Consider the following 15,201-nt stretch of genomic DNA (forward strand, 5'->3'; position numbering starts at 1 on the left):
AGAGCCGGCCCCGAAGGGCGGACCTATCCAGCACCGCGACCTGCAGGGTGGACCGGGCGATAATCCGCTTCAGCCCACCACACGCTCGTCGGTACCTCTTGCTCGCGGTGGGCTAAAGCCCAGCCTAGGTAGCGGTTACAGCTTGATCCAGGTGGCTTTCAATTCGGTGTACTTGTCGAAGGCGTGCAGCGATTTGTCGCGGCCGTTGCCGGACTGCTTGAAGCCGCCGAATGGCGCGGTCATGTCGCCGCCGTCGTACTGGTTGACCCACACGCTGCCGGCGCGCAGCGCCTTGGCGGTCAGATGGGCCTTCGACAGGTTGCTGGTCCACACCGCCGCCGCCAGACCATAAGGTGTGTCGTTGGCGATGGCCACGGCTTCTTCCGCCGAATCGAAGCCGATCACCGAGAGCACCGGACCGAAGATTTCCTCGCGGGCGATGCGCATGGCATTGCTCACGCCATCGAAAATGGTCGGCTCGACATAGGTGCCGCCGGTTTCTTCCATCACCCGCTTGCCGCCAGCCACCAGCTTGGCGCCCTCGTCGTGACCGGACTGGATATAGCTCAGCACGTTATTCATCTGAGTGCTGTCGACCAGCGCGCCGACATTGGTCGCCGGATCCAGCGGGTTACCCGGTTTCCAGGTTTTGATCGCCGCGACCACCATCGGCACGAACTTGTCCTTGATCGAGTTCTCCACCAGCAGGCGCGAGCCGGCGGTGCAGACTTCGCCCTGATTGAAGGCGATGGCGCCGGCGGCGGCTTCGGCGGCAGCCTGCAAATCCGGGGCATCGGCGAAGACGATGTTCGGGCTCTTGCCGCCGGCTTCCAGCCAGACGCGCTTCATGTTCGACTCACCGGCGTAAATCATCAGTTGCTTGGCGATCTTGGTCGAACCGGTGAACACCAGGGTATCGACGTCCATGTGCAGGGCCAGGGCCTTGCCCACGGTGTGGCCGTAACCCGGCAGCACGTTGAACACGCCGGCCGGAATCCCGGCCTCGATGGCCAGTTGGGCCAGGCGGATACCGGTCAGCGGCGACTTCTCGGAGGGCTTGAGGATCACCGAATTGCCGGTGGACAGCGCCGGGCCGAGCTTCCAACAGCTCATCAGCAGGGGGAAGTTCCACGGCACGATGGCCGCGACCACGCCGATCGGCTCGCGAGTCACCAAGCCCAGCTGGTCATGAGGCGTGGCAGCTACTTCGTCGTAAATCTTGTCGATCGCCTCGCCGCTCCAGCGGATCGCGTTGGCCGCACTGGAGACGTCGATGCCCAGGGCGTCGCTGATCGGCTTGCCCATGTCGAGGGTTTCCAGCAGCGCCAGCTCTTCGCCGTGCTGGTCGATCAGCTCGGCGAAACGAATCATCACGGCCTTGCGCGCAACCGGCGCCAGGCGTGACCAGACGCCGGCATTAAAGGTACTGCGGGCGTCCTGCACCGCCAATTCGGCATCGGCCAGGTCACAACTGGCGACCTCTACCAGCATGCGCCCGTCCACCGGGCTGATGCACTCGAAGGTCGCGCCGGACGCTGCCGCGCAGTATTCACCGTGAATAAAGGCACGGCCTTCGATTTTCAGGGTATTGGCGCGCTGTTCCCAGTCGTCGCGAGTCAGGCTAGTCATTCGAGCATCCTCTATCGGTAAAAAGTGCCGCGGAGTCGGCGCGCGCACTGTCAATAATTCTGCAAGGCCTCTAAGGGCCAAATCCTGCGGACAACACTAAACCAGAGGGCTGCACCTTTTCAATATTTTTTACAAAGAGCGGCAAACCCCCTTGTCATGTTCGTTTTATTAAACATAGACTGCGCGAAATCACCCCCTGCCCCCTTTCCTCGCGCGTCCGGATGACCAGTATGACAACCGAAAACAGCTCTCAACCGAACAGAAAAACCAACAGCCTCGACGATTTCTGGATGCCGTTCACCGCCAATCGTCAATTCAAGGCCAAGCCGCGCCTGCTGGAAAGCGCCGAAGGCATGTACTTCACCACCGACGACGGCCGCAACGTATTAGACGGCACCGCCGGACTTTGGTGCTGCAATGCCGGTCACGGCCGTCGGGAAATCACCGAGGCGGTGAGCAAGCAGATTGCCAAACTGGATTTTGCTCCGACCTTCCAGATGGGCCACCCGCTGCCCTTCGAGCTAGCCAGCCGGCTCGCCGAGATCGCCCCGCCCGGCCTGAACAAGGTGTTCTTCACCAACTCCGGCTCGGAGTCGGTCGACACCGCGCTGAAGATCGCCCTGGCCTACCAACGTGCCATCGGGCAAAGCAGCCGTACCCGCCTGATCGGCCGCGAGCTGGGTTATCACGGCGTCGGTTTCGGTGGCATCTCGGTCGGCGGCATGCTCAACAACCGCCGCGCCTTCGCGCTGCAACTGCCCGGCGTCGACCACCTGCCGCACACCCTGGACATCCAGCGCAACGCGTTCAGTCGCGGCCTGCCGGAATTTGGTATCGACAAGGCCGACGAATTGGAACGCCTGGTAACCCTGCATGGCGCCGAGAACATCGCCGCCGTGATTGTCGAGCCGATGTCCGGCTCGGCCGGGGTGGTGCTACCGCCGGTGGGTTACCTGCAGCGCCTGCGCGAGATCACCCGCAAGCACGGCATCCTGCTGATCTTCGACGAAGTGATCAGCGGCTTCGGCCGCGTTGGTCAGGCCTTCGCCGCCCAGCGCTGGGGCGTCACCCCGGACCTCATCACCACGGCCAAGGGCCTGACCAACGGCGCCATTCCGATGGGCGCGGTATTGGTCGACGAGAAGGTCCATGACGCCTTTATGCAAGGCCCGGACGGCATCGAACTGTTCCACGGCTACACCTACTCCGGCCACCCGGTCGCCTGCGCCGCGGCCCTGGCGACTCTGGACATCTACCAGCGCGACAGGTTGTTCGACCGCGCGATCGAGCTGGAAGGCTACTGGCAGGACGCCCTGCACAGCCTGCGCGACCTGCCCAACGTGATCGACATCCGCGCCATCGGCCTGGTCGGCGGCGTGCAACTGGCGCCGAGCGGCCAAGGCGCCGGCAAACGCGGCTACCAGGTATTCGAGCAGTGCTTCTATAACGACCTGATGGTGCGGGTAACCGGCGATACCCTGGCCATGTCGCCCCCGCTGATCGTGGAAAAGGCGCAGATTGACTCCCTGGTGGACAAACTCGCCGATTCGATCCGCCAAGCCAGCTAACCGCCCCGAACCGGAACCACGCCATGACTATCGAACAGATCCTCGACTTCGCCCAAGCCAGCACCGCCGCCGCCGAGCACTACCGCCCGGCGCCGGAAAAAATCCTCAAGGGCGACCCCGAGCAAAACGTGTACAACCACTATGGCAGCCCGTGCGGCCAGTTCAACGCCGGCATCTGGGAGGGCGCGGTCGGCCAGTGGACGGTCAACTACAGCGAGCACGAATACTGCGAAATCCTCCAGGGCGTGTCCGTGCTGCGCGATCAGGACGGCAACGCCAAGACCGTGCGCACCGGCGACCGCTTCGTCATCCCCGCCGGCTTCTCCGGCACCTGGGAAGTGCTGGAAGCCTGCCGCAAGGTCTACGTGATCTTCGAACCAGCAGCGCACTGACCGGCTCTATTCATGCGTCACCCTTTAGCCCGCCGCGTGCGGGCTTTTTTTCGCCCATGCAGCGGTATGCCTGGCATCCAGCGGCGCGTGTGACCGCAGCGACTTGCCCGTGAATGGGCAACCACCGAACGTGCGCCCCAGCTAAATCGCATGCATGAAAAAGCCCGCCATAAGGCGGGCTTTTTCGACAAGAGCCGGGATCAATTACTTGATCTTGGCTTCCTTGTAGTTCACGTGCTTACGTACAACCGGATCGAATTTTTTAATTTCGAGTTTGTCCGGGGTGGTGCGTTTGTTCTTGTCGGTGGTGTAGAAGTGGCCGGTACCGGCACTGGACACCAAACGGATCAATTCGCGCATGAGTTACTCCTTAAACCTTTTCGCCGCGAGCACGCAGCTCGGACAGAACGACGTCAATACCACGCTTGTCGATGCAACGCATGCCCTTGGCAGAGACGCGCAGACGCACGAAACGGTTCTCAGACTCGACCCAGAAGCGGTGATGCTGCAGGTTCGGCAGGAAACGACGACGGGTTTTGTTGTGTGCGTGGGAAACGTTGTTCCCAGTTACCGGACCCTTACCGGTAACTTGACAGACTTTCGACATGCCTCAGCCCTCTAAAACCACATGCCCAACCCGGCATGGGTTGGCCGCTTAACTTGAATGTCACTGGCGCTCGGCGCCGCGTATCTCGAGGGTCTTACCAGCTGCACAGCAAAGCGCAAGTACCGGGCCCCTACAAAAGAGCGCTGCTTTATACCAGAAAGCCCAGAGTGCAACAAGGCTAAACACACTTTTCAGCCCCCGCGTATGCCGCGAAACATCGGCCTCCAGGCCGCCAGCACCGGCACCCTACCGCTCGTCGACAAGTCTACTGTTCTGCCACCGCATTATGCTCTAGGGTGAAACCTTTGTCGGCGTGCCGATGGGCGCGCACCGCATTATCAAGGAGTTTGTCATGCGCCTCGTCACCCAAACGCTGCTCTTGACCAGCCTGCTGAGTCCGCTGCTGGTTCAGGCCGCCACGCTCAGCGTGTGCACTGAAGCCAGCCCGGACGGCTTCGACGTGGTGCAATACAACTCGCTGACCACCACCAACGCCTCGGCCGATGTATTGATGAACCGCCTGGTGGAATTCGATGCCGGCAGCGGCCAGTTGCTGCCGAGTCTGGCGCAAAGCTGGGAAGTCAGCGAGGACGGCCTGAGCTACAGCTTTGTCTTGCGCGAGGATGTCGCCTTCCACGAAACCGACTATTTCAGCCCCAGCCGCCCATTGACCGCCGACGACGTATTGTTCAGCTTCCAGCGCATGCTCGACCCGGCCCACCCCTGGCACAAGGTTGCGCCTAGTGGTTATCCACACGCCCAGTCGATGCAACTGTCCAGCCTGATCAAAAGCATCGACAAGCTCGGCGAGCACAGTCTGCGCTTTACCCTGAGTCGCCCCGACGCCACCTTCCTCGCCACCCTGAGCATGGGCTTCGCCTCGATCTATTCCGCCGAGTACGCCAACCAACTGCTTGCAGCCGGCACTCCAGAGCGGCTCAACAGCCAGCCGATTGGCAGCGGACCCTTCGTCTTCAAGCGCTTCCAGAAAGACGCCACGGTGCGCTATGAGGCCAACCCCGAGTACTTTGCCGGTAAGCCAGCGGTAGACAGCCTGGTGTTCGCCATCACCCCGGACGCCAATGTGCGCCTGCAGAAGCTGCGCCGTGGCGAATGCCATATCGCCCTCTCACCCAAGCCGCAGGACGTGGTAGCCAGCGCCGCCGATGCAGATCTGAAGAGCGTGCACACCGCAGCCTTCATGACCGCCTTCGTCGGCATCAACAGCCAGCATGCTCCACTGGATAAAATCGCCGTGCGCCAGGCGATCAACCTGGCCTTCGACAAGACCAGCTATTTGCAAGCGGTGTTCGAAAACAGCGCCGAGGCGGCCAACGGCCCCTATCCGCCCAACACCTGGAGCTATGCCGCAGAGCTGCCCGGATATGCCCATGACCCGGACAAAGCCCGCGCCCTGCTGGCCGAGGCAGGCCTGCCCGACGGTTTCAAGACCACCATCTGGACCCGCCCCAGCGGCAGCCTGCTCAACCCCAACCCGAGCCTCGGCGCCCAGTTGTTGCAGGCCGACCTGGGCAAAGTCGGCATTCAGGCCGAGATCCGCGTGATCGAATGGGGCGAATTGATCCGCCGTGCCAAGGCCGGCGAACACGACCTACTGTTCATGGGCTGGGCCGGCGACAATGGCGATCCGGACAATTTCCTCACCCCGCAATTCGCCTGCGCCTCGCTCGAATCGGGACTGAACTTCGCCCGCTACTGCGACCCGCAACTGGACAAGTTGATCGCTGCTGGCAAAGCCACCAGCGACCAGGCGCAGCGCAGCCAGATCTATAAGGACGCGCAGCGGATCATCCAGCAGCAGGCGCTGTGGCTGCCCCTGGCCCACCCGACCGCCTATGCCCTGATCCGCAAGGAAGTCGAGGGCTATCAGGTCAGTCCCTTCGGCCGCCAGGATTTTTCCAAGGTGCGCCTGGCACCCTGACAATCGCCAAGGTGCCGAGCCGCGAAACAGACATGCTGGGCCAGCCCCGCGGTGGAGATCCGGTGCCCCAGCTACAACCAGCCGTACTCGGCCATCGACAGCGGCTCGCCGTCGCCGACGATGAAGTGATCGAGCACCCGTACATCGACCAGCTCCAGCGCTTCCTTCAGGCGCTTGGTCAGCACCCGGTCCGCCTGACTCGGCTCGGCCACGCCCGAGGGATGGTTATGGGTCAGGATCAGCGCCGCGGCGTTATGCGCCAGCGCACGCTTGACCACCTGACGGGGATAGACACTGGCGCTGTCGATGGAGCCGTGGAAGAGCGCCTCGAAGGCCAGCACCCGATGCTTGGCATCGAGAAACAGACAACCGAACACCTCATGCGGCTCATGCCGCAGCAGGGCCTTAAGGTAGTCGCGCACCGCCTGCGGACTCTCCAGCGCCGAGTCACGCCGCAGCTGCTCGGCCAGGTGCCGGCGGGCCATCTCCAGCACCGCCTGCAACTGGGCGAACTTGGCCGGCCCCAGCCCCAGACGCCGGGTGAAGGAGGGCAAATCCGCCTGCAGCAATGCGCGCAGCCCGCCAAAATCACCAAGCAAATGGCGCGCCAGATCCACCGCGCTCTGCCCGGCCACGCCGGTACGCAGGAAGATCGCCAGCAACTCGGCGTCGGTCAGGGTAGCGGCCCCTTGGGCCAGCAGTTTCTCCCGCGGGCGTTCCGCCGCGGGCCAATCGCGAATGCTCATAACACCTCCATGTCGAGCCCTGAACCTGCCGAACCTGAAACTGCCCGTATGGGCCGGATCTGGCAAGCTCCCCGCGCCGCTTTTCCGCTGCGGCTGCTGTGCTATCTTAGCCCATCTTTTTGCGCGGCGACTGGCCTGGGGAGGCGTCACCGCCGCGGCGCACATCCACCTAAATACAAGGCAGGCCTATGCAGCGGCTTTATCGAAAACGCATCGTTCTCGGCGTGGGTGGCGGCATTGCCGCCTACAAGAGCGCAGAGCTGGTTCGCCGCCTGCGCGACCAGGGTGCAGACGTGCATGTGGTCATGACCCGCGGCGGCCGCGAATTCATTACCCCATTGACCCTGCAAGCCCTGTCCGGCCATCCGGTCCACCTGGATCTGCTCGATCCCGCTGCCGAAGCCGCCATGGGCCATATCGAACTGGCCCGCTGGGCCGACCTGGTGCTGATCGCCCCCGCCACCGCCGACCTGATGGCGCGCCTGGCTCAGGGTGTTGCCGATGACCTGCTGACCACCCTGGTGCTGGCAACCGATGCTCCGGTAGCCCTGGCACCGGCGATGAATCAGGCGATGTGGCGCGACCCGGCCACCCAGGCCAACGCCCAACTCCTCAGCGAGCGCGGCCTGCACCTGTTTGGCCCCGCGGCAGGTAGCCAGGCCTGCGGCGATGTCGGCCTCGGCCGCATGCTCGAAGCCGATGACCTGGCGCAATGCGCCGCCGATTGCTTCCATAACCAGGCACTGACCGGCAAGCACGTACTGATCACAGCAGGGCCGACCCAGGAAAACATCGACCCGGTGCGTTACATCACCAACCACAGCTCCGGCAAGATGGGTTTCGCCCTCGCCGAGGCCGCCGCAGAAGCCGGTGCCAGGGTCACCCTGATCAGCGGCCCAGTGCACTTGCCGACCCCGGACCGGGTCAGCCGCATCGACGTGGTCAGCGCCCGCGACATGCTCGCCGCCTGCGAAGCCGCCATGCCCTGCGATCTACTGATCGCCGCTGCCGCCGTGGCCGACTACCGCCCAGAAGTGGTCGCCCAGCACAAATTGAAGAAAGATCCTGCCAGCGGCGACGGCCTGCTCCTGCAAATGGTGCGCAACCCGGATATCCTCGCCACGCTGGCAGGGCGCAGCGACCGACCGTTCAGCGTCGGCTTCGCGGCCGAGACCGAGAACCTGCTGGGCTATGCTTCGCGCAAGCTGCAGGACAAGAACCTCGACCTGATCGTCGCCAACGACGTGGCCAATCCCAGCATCGGCTTCAACAGTGAGGAAAACGCCATCACCATCATCGATCGCGACCTCCAGCAAAGCAGCTTCGCGCAAACCAGCAAAGGTAAGATCGCCCGCCAGCTGGTGGCCTTTATCGCCGACCGCTTGCACCGCGCCTGATGCACTCATTCACCGACCACAGAGCCTGACATGCACGCCTTACAAGCCAAAATCCTCGACCCGCGCCTGGGCAGCGAATTTCCCCTGCCGCAATACGCCACGCCCGGCTCCGCCGGCCTCGATCTGCGCGCCATGCTCCAGCAGGAGCTGATCCTGGAACCCGGGCAAACCGTGCTGATCCCCACCGGCCTGTCGATCTATATCGGCGACCCCAGCCTGGCGGCGCTGATCCTGCCGCGCTCGGGCCTTGGCCATAAGCACGGCATCGTGCTCGGCAACCTGGTCGGCCTGATCGACTCGGACTACCAGGGAGAACTGATGGTGTCCTGCTGGAACCGCGGCCAAAGCGCGTTCAGCATGGCCATCGGCGAGCGCATCGCCCAGCTGATCCTGGTGCCGGTGGTGCAGGCGCACTTCGAGCTGGTCGAGCAGTTCGACGAAAGCCAACGCGGCAGCGGCGGCTTTGGCCATTCCGGCAGTCACTGAGTGACGCCCCCTTTCAGGATGAACCGCCAAGGAAACGTTCGATGAAACGCTTCAAGCGCACCGCCAAGGACGCCACCACCAGCTCGGGCAGGCAGCCGCCAGGTACCGGCAAACAGACCGCCAGCGCCCTGCTTCCGGGCTTGCTGGCCGTTATCGGCGGACTGATTCTAGCCGCCGGGCTGCTTTGGTTCGGCCTGTTCAACAACGTGCAGCAACAGCAACAGCAGCAACTCGCCCAGGCCTGGGGAGGCGCGCAGGCCGCGACCTTGCAACAGGCATTGCGCCAGCTGGCCGCCGACACCAGCGCCGCGGCGCGCAACCCCGAACTGTTACACGCGCTGCAAAGCCGGGACAGCCAGCAGGTGCGGGCGGCCGAACGCAATCTGCGCCACTGGGATGGCGTGATCGATGCGCACCTCAATGCCCGCGGCGAAGCCGTGCAGGACATGGGCCGGGAAGCACCGATGAACTTTGCCGCGCTGGACATGCTGCGCCGCGTGGAAAACGGCCAGAAGCCTGCGGCCGAGGCCTACAAGATCGGCCAACGCTGGCTGGTCTACAGCGCTGCGCCACTGCGCCAGAGTGATGATCAACCAGCGCAGGGCACGCTGCTGCTGGCCGTCGAGCTGAACCGCCTGCTGGCCAGTTTGCCCCCACTACCGGCCGACGCCGGCCAACTGCAACTGATTCAGCAATTCGGCAACACTGCCGGCCAGCTGCTGGCGCAACGCGGCCGAGCGCAGGGCGACGCACAACGCCTCGATAGCGGCAACCCGAACTGGCAGCTTAGCTTCACTCCAGGCCAGAGCCTGACCGCGTCGGCGTTCTCGTCGACATTGCCTGGCCTGGCGACTCTGCTGGCACTGGCCGGTGCCCTGCTTGGCCTCTACCTGGTGTACAGCAGCCAGCAACGACGTCTGCACAAGGATGCATTGCGACTTGAACAACTGGTTAAAGAACTCTCAGCCGGTAAAGCCGTCAAAGCTTTCAGCCTGAGCCTGCCGGCGCTCGACAACCTGGTACAAACCCTGACCCGCCTATCGCGCCACACCAGCAAGTCCATGGAAAACCACAACAGCGCCGGCAGCGCTTCGCCCGCAGCGGTACCCAGCCAGACGGCTGGGCTGATCGATCCGCTGTTTCAAGACACCGATATCCTCGATATCGACATTCTCGACGAAGACCAGGATCTCCTGGGACTGGAGCAACCCCCCTTGATGAATACGCAAAATTCAGCAGCACAAGTGCCCGCCGACATCTTCCGCGCCTACGACATTCGCGGCGTGGTCGGCAGCAGCCTGACCGCGCAAACCGCCTACTGGATTGGCCGCGCGATCGGCTCGCAGAGCCTGGCGCAGGGCGAGCCGAATGTTGCAGTGGGCCGCGATGGCCGCCTGTCCGGCCCGGAGCTGGTCGAGCAACTGATTCAGGGCCTGCTCGACTGCGGCTGCAACGTCAGCGATGTCGGCATGGTGCCAACCCCGGTGGTCTACTACGCCGGGCATATCCTTGCGGGCAAATCCGCTGTGATGCTCACCGGCAGCCACAATCCACCGGATTACAATGGTTTCAAGATCGTCATCGCCGGCGACACCCTGGCCAATGAACAGATTCAAGCTCTCAAGACCCGCATCGACAACAACGATCTGGTCAGCGGCGTCGGTACGGTCGAGCAGGTCGATGTGCTGGAGCGCTACTTCAACCATATTCGTGACGATATCGCCACGGCCAAACCGCTGAAAGTCGTAGTCGACTGCGGCAACGGCGCCGCCGGGTAATCGCCCCGCAGCTGATCGAAGCCCTGGGCTGCACGGTGATCCCGCTGTTCTGCGATGTCGACGGCACCTTCCCCAACCACCACCCGGATCCGGGCAAGCCGGAAAACCTGATCGACCTGATCGCCAAGGTCAAAGAAGAGCAGGCCGACCTCGGCCTGGCGTTCGACGGCGACGGCGACCGGGTCGGCGTGGTGACCAACAAAGGCACCATCATCTACCCGGACCGCCTGCTGATGCTGTTCGCCAAGGACGTGGTGTCGCGCAATCCCGGCGCCGACATCATCTTCGACGTCAAATGCACCCGCCGCCTGACCCCGCTGATCAGCGGCTACGGCGGCCGCCCGGTGATGTGGAAAACCGGCCACTCGCTGATCAAGAAAAAAATGAAGGAAACCGGCGCACTGCTGGCCGGCGAAATGAGCGGCCATATCTTCTTCAAGGAGCGTTGGTTCGGCTTCGACGACGGCGTCTACAGCGCCGCCCGCCTGCTGGAGATCCTCAGCCAGGACACGCGCGACGCCGAACAGGTGTTCGCCGCCTTCCCCAGCGACATTTCCACCCCGGAAATCAATATCCCGGTCACCGAGCAGAGCAAATTCAGCATCGTCGAGACGCTGCAGCGCGACGGTCACTGGGGCGAGGCCAACCTCACCACCCTGGACGGTGTACGCGTCGACTACCCCAAGGGCTGGGGCCTGGTACGCGCCTCCAACACCACGCCGATGCTGGTGCTGCGCTTCGAGGCCGACACCGAGGAAGAGCTCGAGCGCATCAAGGCCGTCTTTCGCACGCAACTGTACAGCGCTGCACCCGATATCACTTTGCCGTTTTGATTGAGATTAGCCATGGAGACCCGCATGACCCTCGAACGTGATGCCGCCAGTAACGTCGCCAAAGTTCTGTCCGAAGCACTGCCGTACATCCGCCGCTTCGTCGGCAAGACCCTGGTGGTCAAATACGGCGGCAACGCCATGGAAAGCGACGAACTGAAAACCAACTTCGCCCGCGACATCGTGTTGATGAAGGCGGTCGGCATCAACCCGGTGGTGGTGCATGGTGGCGGTCCACAGATCGGTGACCTGCTCAAGCGCCTGTCGATCGAGAGCCACTTCATCGACGGCATGCGCGTGACTGATTCGCAGACCATGGATGTGGTGGAAATGGTCCTCGGCGGCCAGGTCAACAAGGACATCGTCAACCTGATCAACCGCCACGGCGGCAGCGCCATCGGCCTGACCGGCAAAGACGCCGAACTGATCCGCGCGAAGAAGCTCACCGTAACCCGCCAGACCCCGGAGATGACCACCCCGGAAATCATCGACATCGGCCACGTTGGCGAGGTCACCGGGGTCAATACCGACCTGCTCAACATGCTGGTCAAGGGTGACTTCATCCCGGTGATCGCGCCGATCGGCGTCGGCTCGGAAGGCGAGTCCTACAACATCAACGCCGACCTGGTCGCCGGCAAGGTGGCCGAAGCCTTGAAGGCCGAGAAACTGATCCTGCTGACCAACATCGCCGGCCTGCTGGACAAGCAGGGCGAGGTGCTCACCGGTCTGACCACCGAACAGGTCGATGGACTGATCGCCGATGGCACCATCTACGGCGGCATGCTGCCGAAAATCCGCTGCGCCCTCGAAGCGGTTCAGGGCGGTGTAACCAGCGCGCACATCATCGACGGTCGGGTGCCTAATGCGGTGCTGCTGGAAATCTTCACCGACAGCGGTGTCGGTACGCAGATCTGCAACCGCAAGCGTCAGTGAAACCGGCAACCCGCAAATCAGCCCGACTGGCTCGGGCTGACTTGCCCCTTGAGTTGGCCATGCCCCATTTACCTATTGAGGGGAAACGTAGGCTGGGCTAAGGCGGATCGCCGCCCGGCCTACCTCACCAAAACGAGAGGCACCCGTTAACCGGGACATCGCCTTGATAAGTCCCGCCAGTCACTTGCCGTTCTGCGACTGCGCGTCGACGCTCTACCGACCTCAGCAACAGAGCAGGGCCTCGCCATGACTGCCGCACCGTCCCGTGACACCTTCCGCTTCTTCCACCCGCTGCGGGTACGCTGGTCCGAAGTCGACCCCCAGAACATCGTGTTCAACGGCCATTATCTAACCTACGCCGATGTCGCCATCACCGAATATTTTCGCACCCTGGGCATTGCCTACCCTGCCGACCTGAGCCGCGACGGCGGCGATTTCTTCGCGATCAAGACGGTACTCGAGTATCTGGCGCCAGCGCGCTTCGACGACCTGCTGGAGATTGGCGTGCGCGTTGGCCGCCTGGGGCGCTCCAGCCTGAGTTTCAACCTGGGCATCTGGCGCGGGGACGCAGCGCTGACTGCAGGTGAAGTGATCTACGTACATGCCGACAGCGCCAGCCGTAGCAGCCGGCCTCTACCGCAGTGGTTGCGCGACAAGGTGTGCGGCTATGAGCACTGCGCGCCTCAGGAATAGCGCCTACAGGCCGATCGAGGGCGTGAGCGCCAGCTAGCGCAGCTTGCCCAGTAGCTCACCGAGACGCTGGCGATCGGCAGCGAAGCTGGCCTGCGTCTGTTTGCGCGCTTCCTGATAGCGGGCAATATCCTTGTACTGACGCAGCTGTTCATCTTTCTGGTTGTCGATCTGCGCCAGCAGGTGCTCCGGTACTTCACGCCCGGCCCGCTCATGATCTGCCGCCTGGCTCTGCACGTTGCCCTGCTGGAGGCGCGCCGATTGCAAATTGCTGCGCGCCACGCCGATCAAGCCGTCCAGCTCGGCCAGCTTGCGATCGCGGGCACGGTCGATGTCCTCGGGCGTGCTGTACAGGCGCAGCAGCTGGGCATCGGATTTGGCGCGGGCCTTGTCGGCGAGCAAACGCTGCATTTCCTCAGCGCTCGGGGCCGGCGGGATGACCTTGGTCACCCGCCCCTGATCATTGAGCACCTCATAGCCCTTGCCGATGAACTCCGGCGGCACACCCTGACGACCGAGCACGGTAACGCCCTGATTATCGGTATAGCGATACAACTCGGTGGCACCCGCAACAATCGGCAGCAGCAAAGCGAACAACAGCGAACAGCGGAGCAGAGCCGGTTTGCGCATCGAGGCAGCACCCTAAGTCGAGGAGTTAGATTCCATATTCGGCGCGATAGGCTTGCACCGCCGGTAGATACTGCTTGAGTTCGGCATCGTCTGCCAGATATTCCAGCACCAGCTCCAGCGACACGATGCTCACCACCGGCATGCCGAAATCGCGCTCGACCTCCTGGATCGCCGACAACTCGCCCTGGCCACGTTCCTGACGATTCAAGGCAATCAGCACCCCCGCGGCTTGCGCGCCCTGGGCCTGGATGATCTGCATCACCTCGCGAATCGCAGTACCGGCGGTGATCACGTCGTCGACGATCAGCACCTTACCGGCCAGTGGCGCGCCGACCAGGCTGCCACCTTCGCCGTGATCCTTGGCCTCTTTGCGATTGAAACACCAGGGCGCATCGCGCTGATGATGCTCGGCCAGGGCCACCGCGGTGGTCGCCGCCAGCGGGATACCCTTGTAGGCCGGGCCGAACAACACATCGAAGGCAATCCCGCTGTCCACCACTGCGGCGGCGTAAAAGCGCCCCAACCGGGCCAGGGCCAGACCGCTGTCGAACAGCCCGGCATTGAAGAAATATGGGCTGGTACGCCCCGACTTGAGGGTGAACTGACCAAAGCGCAGAACCCCACGCTCAATGGCAAAACGAATGAAATCGCGCTGGTACGCTTGCATGAAAAGTCCCGGACGGCACGGATTTAGCTAGGAATTTAGCTTATTGGAGACGAGCTCGGGTATCATACACGCACGTGTTTTTAGGGGCCATTTATGCGGATCATCAGTGTGAACGTGAATGGTATTCACGCTGCAGTCGAGCGCGGTTTGCTCAGTTGGCTGCAAGCACAGAATGCCGACGTCATCTGCCTGCAGGACACCCGCGCCTCCGCCTTTGAGCTGGACGACCAAGCCCTCCAACTGGATGGCTATTTCCTCTATGCCTGCGATGCTGAAGTACCAAGCCAAGGCGGCGTGGCACTGTATTCGCGGTTGCAACCCAAGGCGGTAATCAGCGGCCTCGGCTTTGAAATGGCCGATCGCTACGGGCGCTACCTGCAGGCCGATTTCGACAAGGTAAGTATCGCCACCTTGCTGCTGCCATCCGGGCAGGACGGCGACGAGAGCTTGAATCAGAAATTCAAGTTCATGGACGACTTCACCCATTACCTGGACAAGCAGCGGCGCAAGCGCCGTGAGTACATCTATTGCGGCTCGCTCCATGTGGCGCACCAGAAACTCGACGTGAAGAACTGGCGCGACTGCCAGCAATCACCGGGCTTCCTCGCCCCCGAGCGGGCTTGGCTGGACGAAGTGATAGGCACCATGGGCTATGTCGATGCCCTGCGCGAAGTCAGCCGCGAAGGCGACCAGTTCAGCTGGTGGCCGGACAGTGAGCAGGCCGAGATGCTCAACCTGGGTTATCGCTTCGACTATCAACTGCTCACCCCCGGCATGCGCCGCAGCGTGCGTACGGCGCGCCTGCCGCGCCAGCCACGCTTCTCCCAGCATGCGCCGCTGACCGTCGATTACGACTGGATTCTCAGCGTCTAGGCTTATCTGCAGAGACAAAAAAGCCGGCATCGC

Annotated in this window: 14 protein-coding genes and 1 pseudogene; 9 read left to right on the forward strand and 6 right to left on the reverse strand. The window is 62.9% G+C overall.

The features are described from left to right. Positions 1-135: 135 nt before the first annotated feature. Entirely contained in the window at positions 136-1,629 is a 1,494-nt protein-coding gene (locus B2D37_RS17330; protein ID WP_079203854.1) for an aldehyde dehydrogenase, read from the reverse strand. A gap of 230 nt (positions 1,630-1,859) precedes the next feature. Here B2D37_RS17330 and B2D37_RS17335 point away from each other — a divergent pair, with 230 nt between their 5' ends. Beyond that, on the forward strand, positions 1,860-3,197 hold the full coding sequence (locus B2D37_RS17335) for an aspartate aminotransferase family protein (RefSeq protein WP_079203855.1): 1,338 nt from the start codon (positions 1,860-1,862) through the stop codon (positions 3,195-3,197). Between the two features lie 23 nt (positions 3,198-3,220). After that, on the forward strand, positions 3,221-3,589 hold the full coding sequence (locus B2D37_RS17340) for a cupin domain-containing protein (protein WP_079203856.1): 369 nt from the start codon (positions 3,221-3,223) through the stop codon (positions 3,587-3,589). 204 nt (positions 3,590-3,793) lie between these two features. Here the strand turns inward: B2D37_RS17340 and rpmG are convergent, their stop codons facing one another. After that, the gene (gene rpmG, locus B2D37_RS17345; protein WP_079203857.1) at positions 3,794-3,949 is read right to left on the reverse strand and encodes a 50S ribosomal protein L33; all 156 of its coding nucleotides are present in this window, start codon (positions 3,947-3,949) and stop codon (positions 3,794-3,796) included. 10 nt (positions 3,950-3,959) lie between these two features. Then, positions 3,960-4,196, reverse strand: a complete 237-nt coding sequence (gene rpmB / locus B2D37_RS17350) for a 50S ribosomal protein L28 (protein ID WP_079203858.1) — start codon at positions 4,194-4,196, stop codon at positions 3,960-3,962. Positions 4,197-4,548: 352 nt separating this feature from the next. Between rpmB and B2D37_RS17355 the strand changes: the two genes are divergently transcribed. Continuing rightward, positions 4,549-6,138 (forward strand): ABC transporter substrate-binding protein, encoded by a 1,590-nt coding sequence (locus B2D37_RS17355; RefSeq protein WP_079203859.1) that lies wholly within the window; start codon positions 4,549-4,551, stop codon positions 6,136-6,138. Between the two features lie 71 nt (positions 6,139-6,209). Here B2D37_RS17355 and radC read toward each other — a convergent pair whose 3' ends face one another. Further along, positions 6,210-6,884, reverse strand: coding sequence for a DNA repair protein RadC (gene radC, locus B2D37_RS17360; RefSeq protein ID WP_079203860.1), 675 nt, complete (start codon positions 6,882-6,884; stop codon positions 6,210-6,212). Between the two features lie 188 nt (positions 6,885-7,072). Here radC and coaBC point away from each other — a divergent pair, with 188 nt between their 5' ends. The 5 genes and pseudogenes from coaBC to B2D37_RS17385 all read left to right on the forward strand — a co-directional run bounded on the left by coaBC (position 7,073) and on the right by B2D37_RS17385 (position 13,001). Further along, positions 7,073-8,281 (forward strand): bifunctional phosphopantothenoylcysteine decarboxylase/phosphopantothenate--cysteine ligase CoaBC, encoded by a 1,209-nt coding sequence (gene coaBC, locus B2D37_RS17365; protein ID WP_079203861.1) that lies wholly within the window; start codon positions 7,073-7,075, stop codon positions 8,279-8,281. A 30-nt stretch (positions 8,282-8,311) separates the two neighbouring features. Continuing rightward, positions 8,312-8,767 (forward strand): dUTP diphosphatase, encoded by a 456-nt coding sequence (gene dut / locus B2D37_RS17370; protein ID WP_079203862.1) that lies wholly within the window; start codon positions 8,312-8,314, stop codon positions 8,765-8,767. 41 nt (positions 8,768-8,808) lie between these two features. Then, positions 8,809-11,378: pseudogene (locus B2D37_RS24245) on the forward strand (phosphomannomutase/phosphoglucomutase). Between the two features lie 24 nt (positions 11,379-11,402). Beyond that, positions 11,403-12,308, forward strand: coding sequence for an acetylglutamate kinase (gene argB / locus B2D37_RS17380; RefSeq protein ID WP_079205017.1), 906 nt, complete (start codon positions 11,403-11,405; stop codon positions 12,306-12,308). A 246-nt stretch (positions 12,309-12,554) separates the two neighbouring features. After that, on the forward strand, positions 12,555-13,001 hold the full coding sequence (locus tag B2D37_RS17385) for a thioesterase family protein (RefSeq protein WP_079203863.1): 447 nt from the start codon (positions 12,555-12,557) through the stop codon (positions 12,999-13,001). 33 nt (positions 13,002-13,034) lie between these two features. Here B2D37_RS17385 and B2D37_RS17390 read toward each other — a convergent pair whose 3' ends face one another. Both B2D37_RS17390 and pyrE read right to left on the reverse strand, forming a co-directional pair. Then, positions 13,035-13,628: a DUF4124 domain-containing protein gene (locus B2D37_RS17390; RefSeq protein ID WP_079203864.1), complete on the reverse strand. Its 594-nt coding sequence runs from the start codon at positions 13,626-13,628 to the stop codon at positions 13,035-13,037. A gap of 25 nt (positions 13,629-13,653) precedes the next feature. Then, positions 13,654-14,295, reverse strand: a complete 642-nt coding sequence (gene pyrE, locus B2D37_RS17395; protein ID WP_079203865.1) for an orotate phosphoribosyltransferase — start codon at positions 14,293-14,295, stop codon at positions 13,654-13,656. Between the two features lie 93 nt (positions 14,296-14,388). Here pyrE and B2D37_RS17400 point away from each other — a divergent pair, with 93 nt between their 5' ends. Continuing rightward, a complete protein-coding gene (locus B2D37_RS17400) occupies positions 14,389-15,168 on the forward strand; it encodes an exodeoxyribonuclease III (protein WP_079203866.1) in 780 nt (259 codons plus the stop codon). Positions 15,169-15,201 lie beyond the last annotated feature (33 nt).

Origin of the sequence: Pseudomonas sp. CC6-YY-74 (genome assembly GCF_002025205.1) — a bacterium.
In the GTDB taxonomy this organism is placed as follows: Bacteria; Pseudomonadota; Gammaproteobacteria; order Pseudomonadales; family Pseudomonadaceae; genus Aquipseudomonas; species Aquipseudomonas paeninsulae.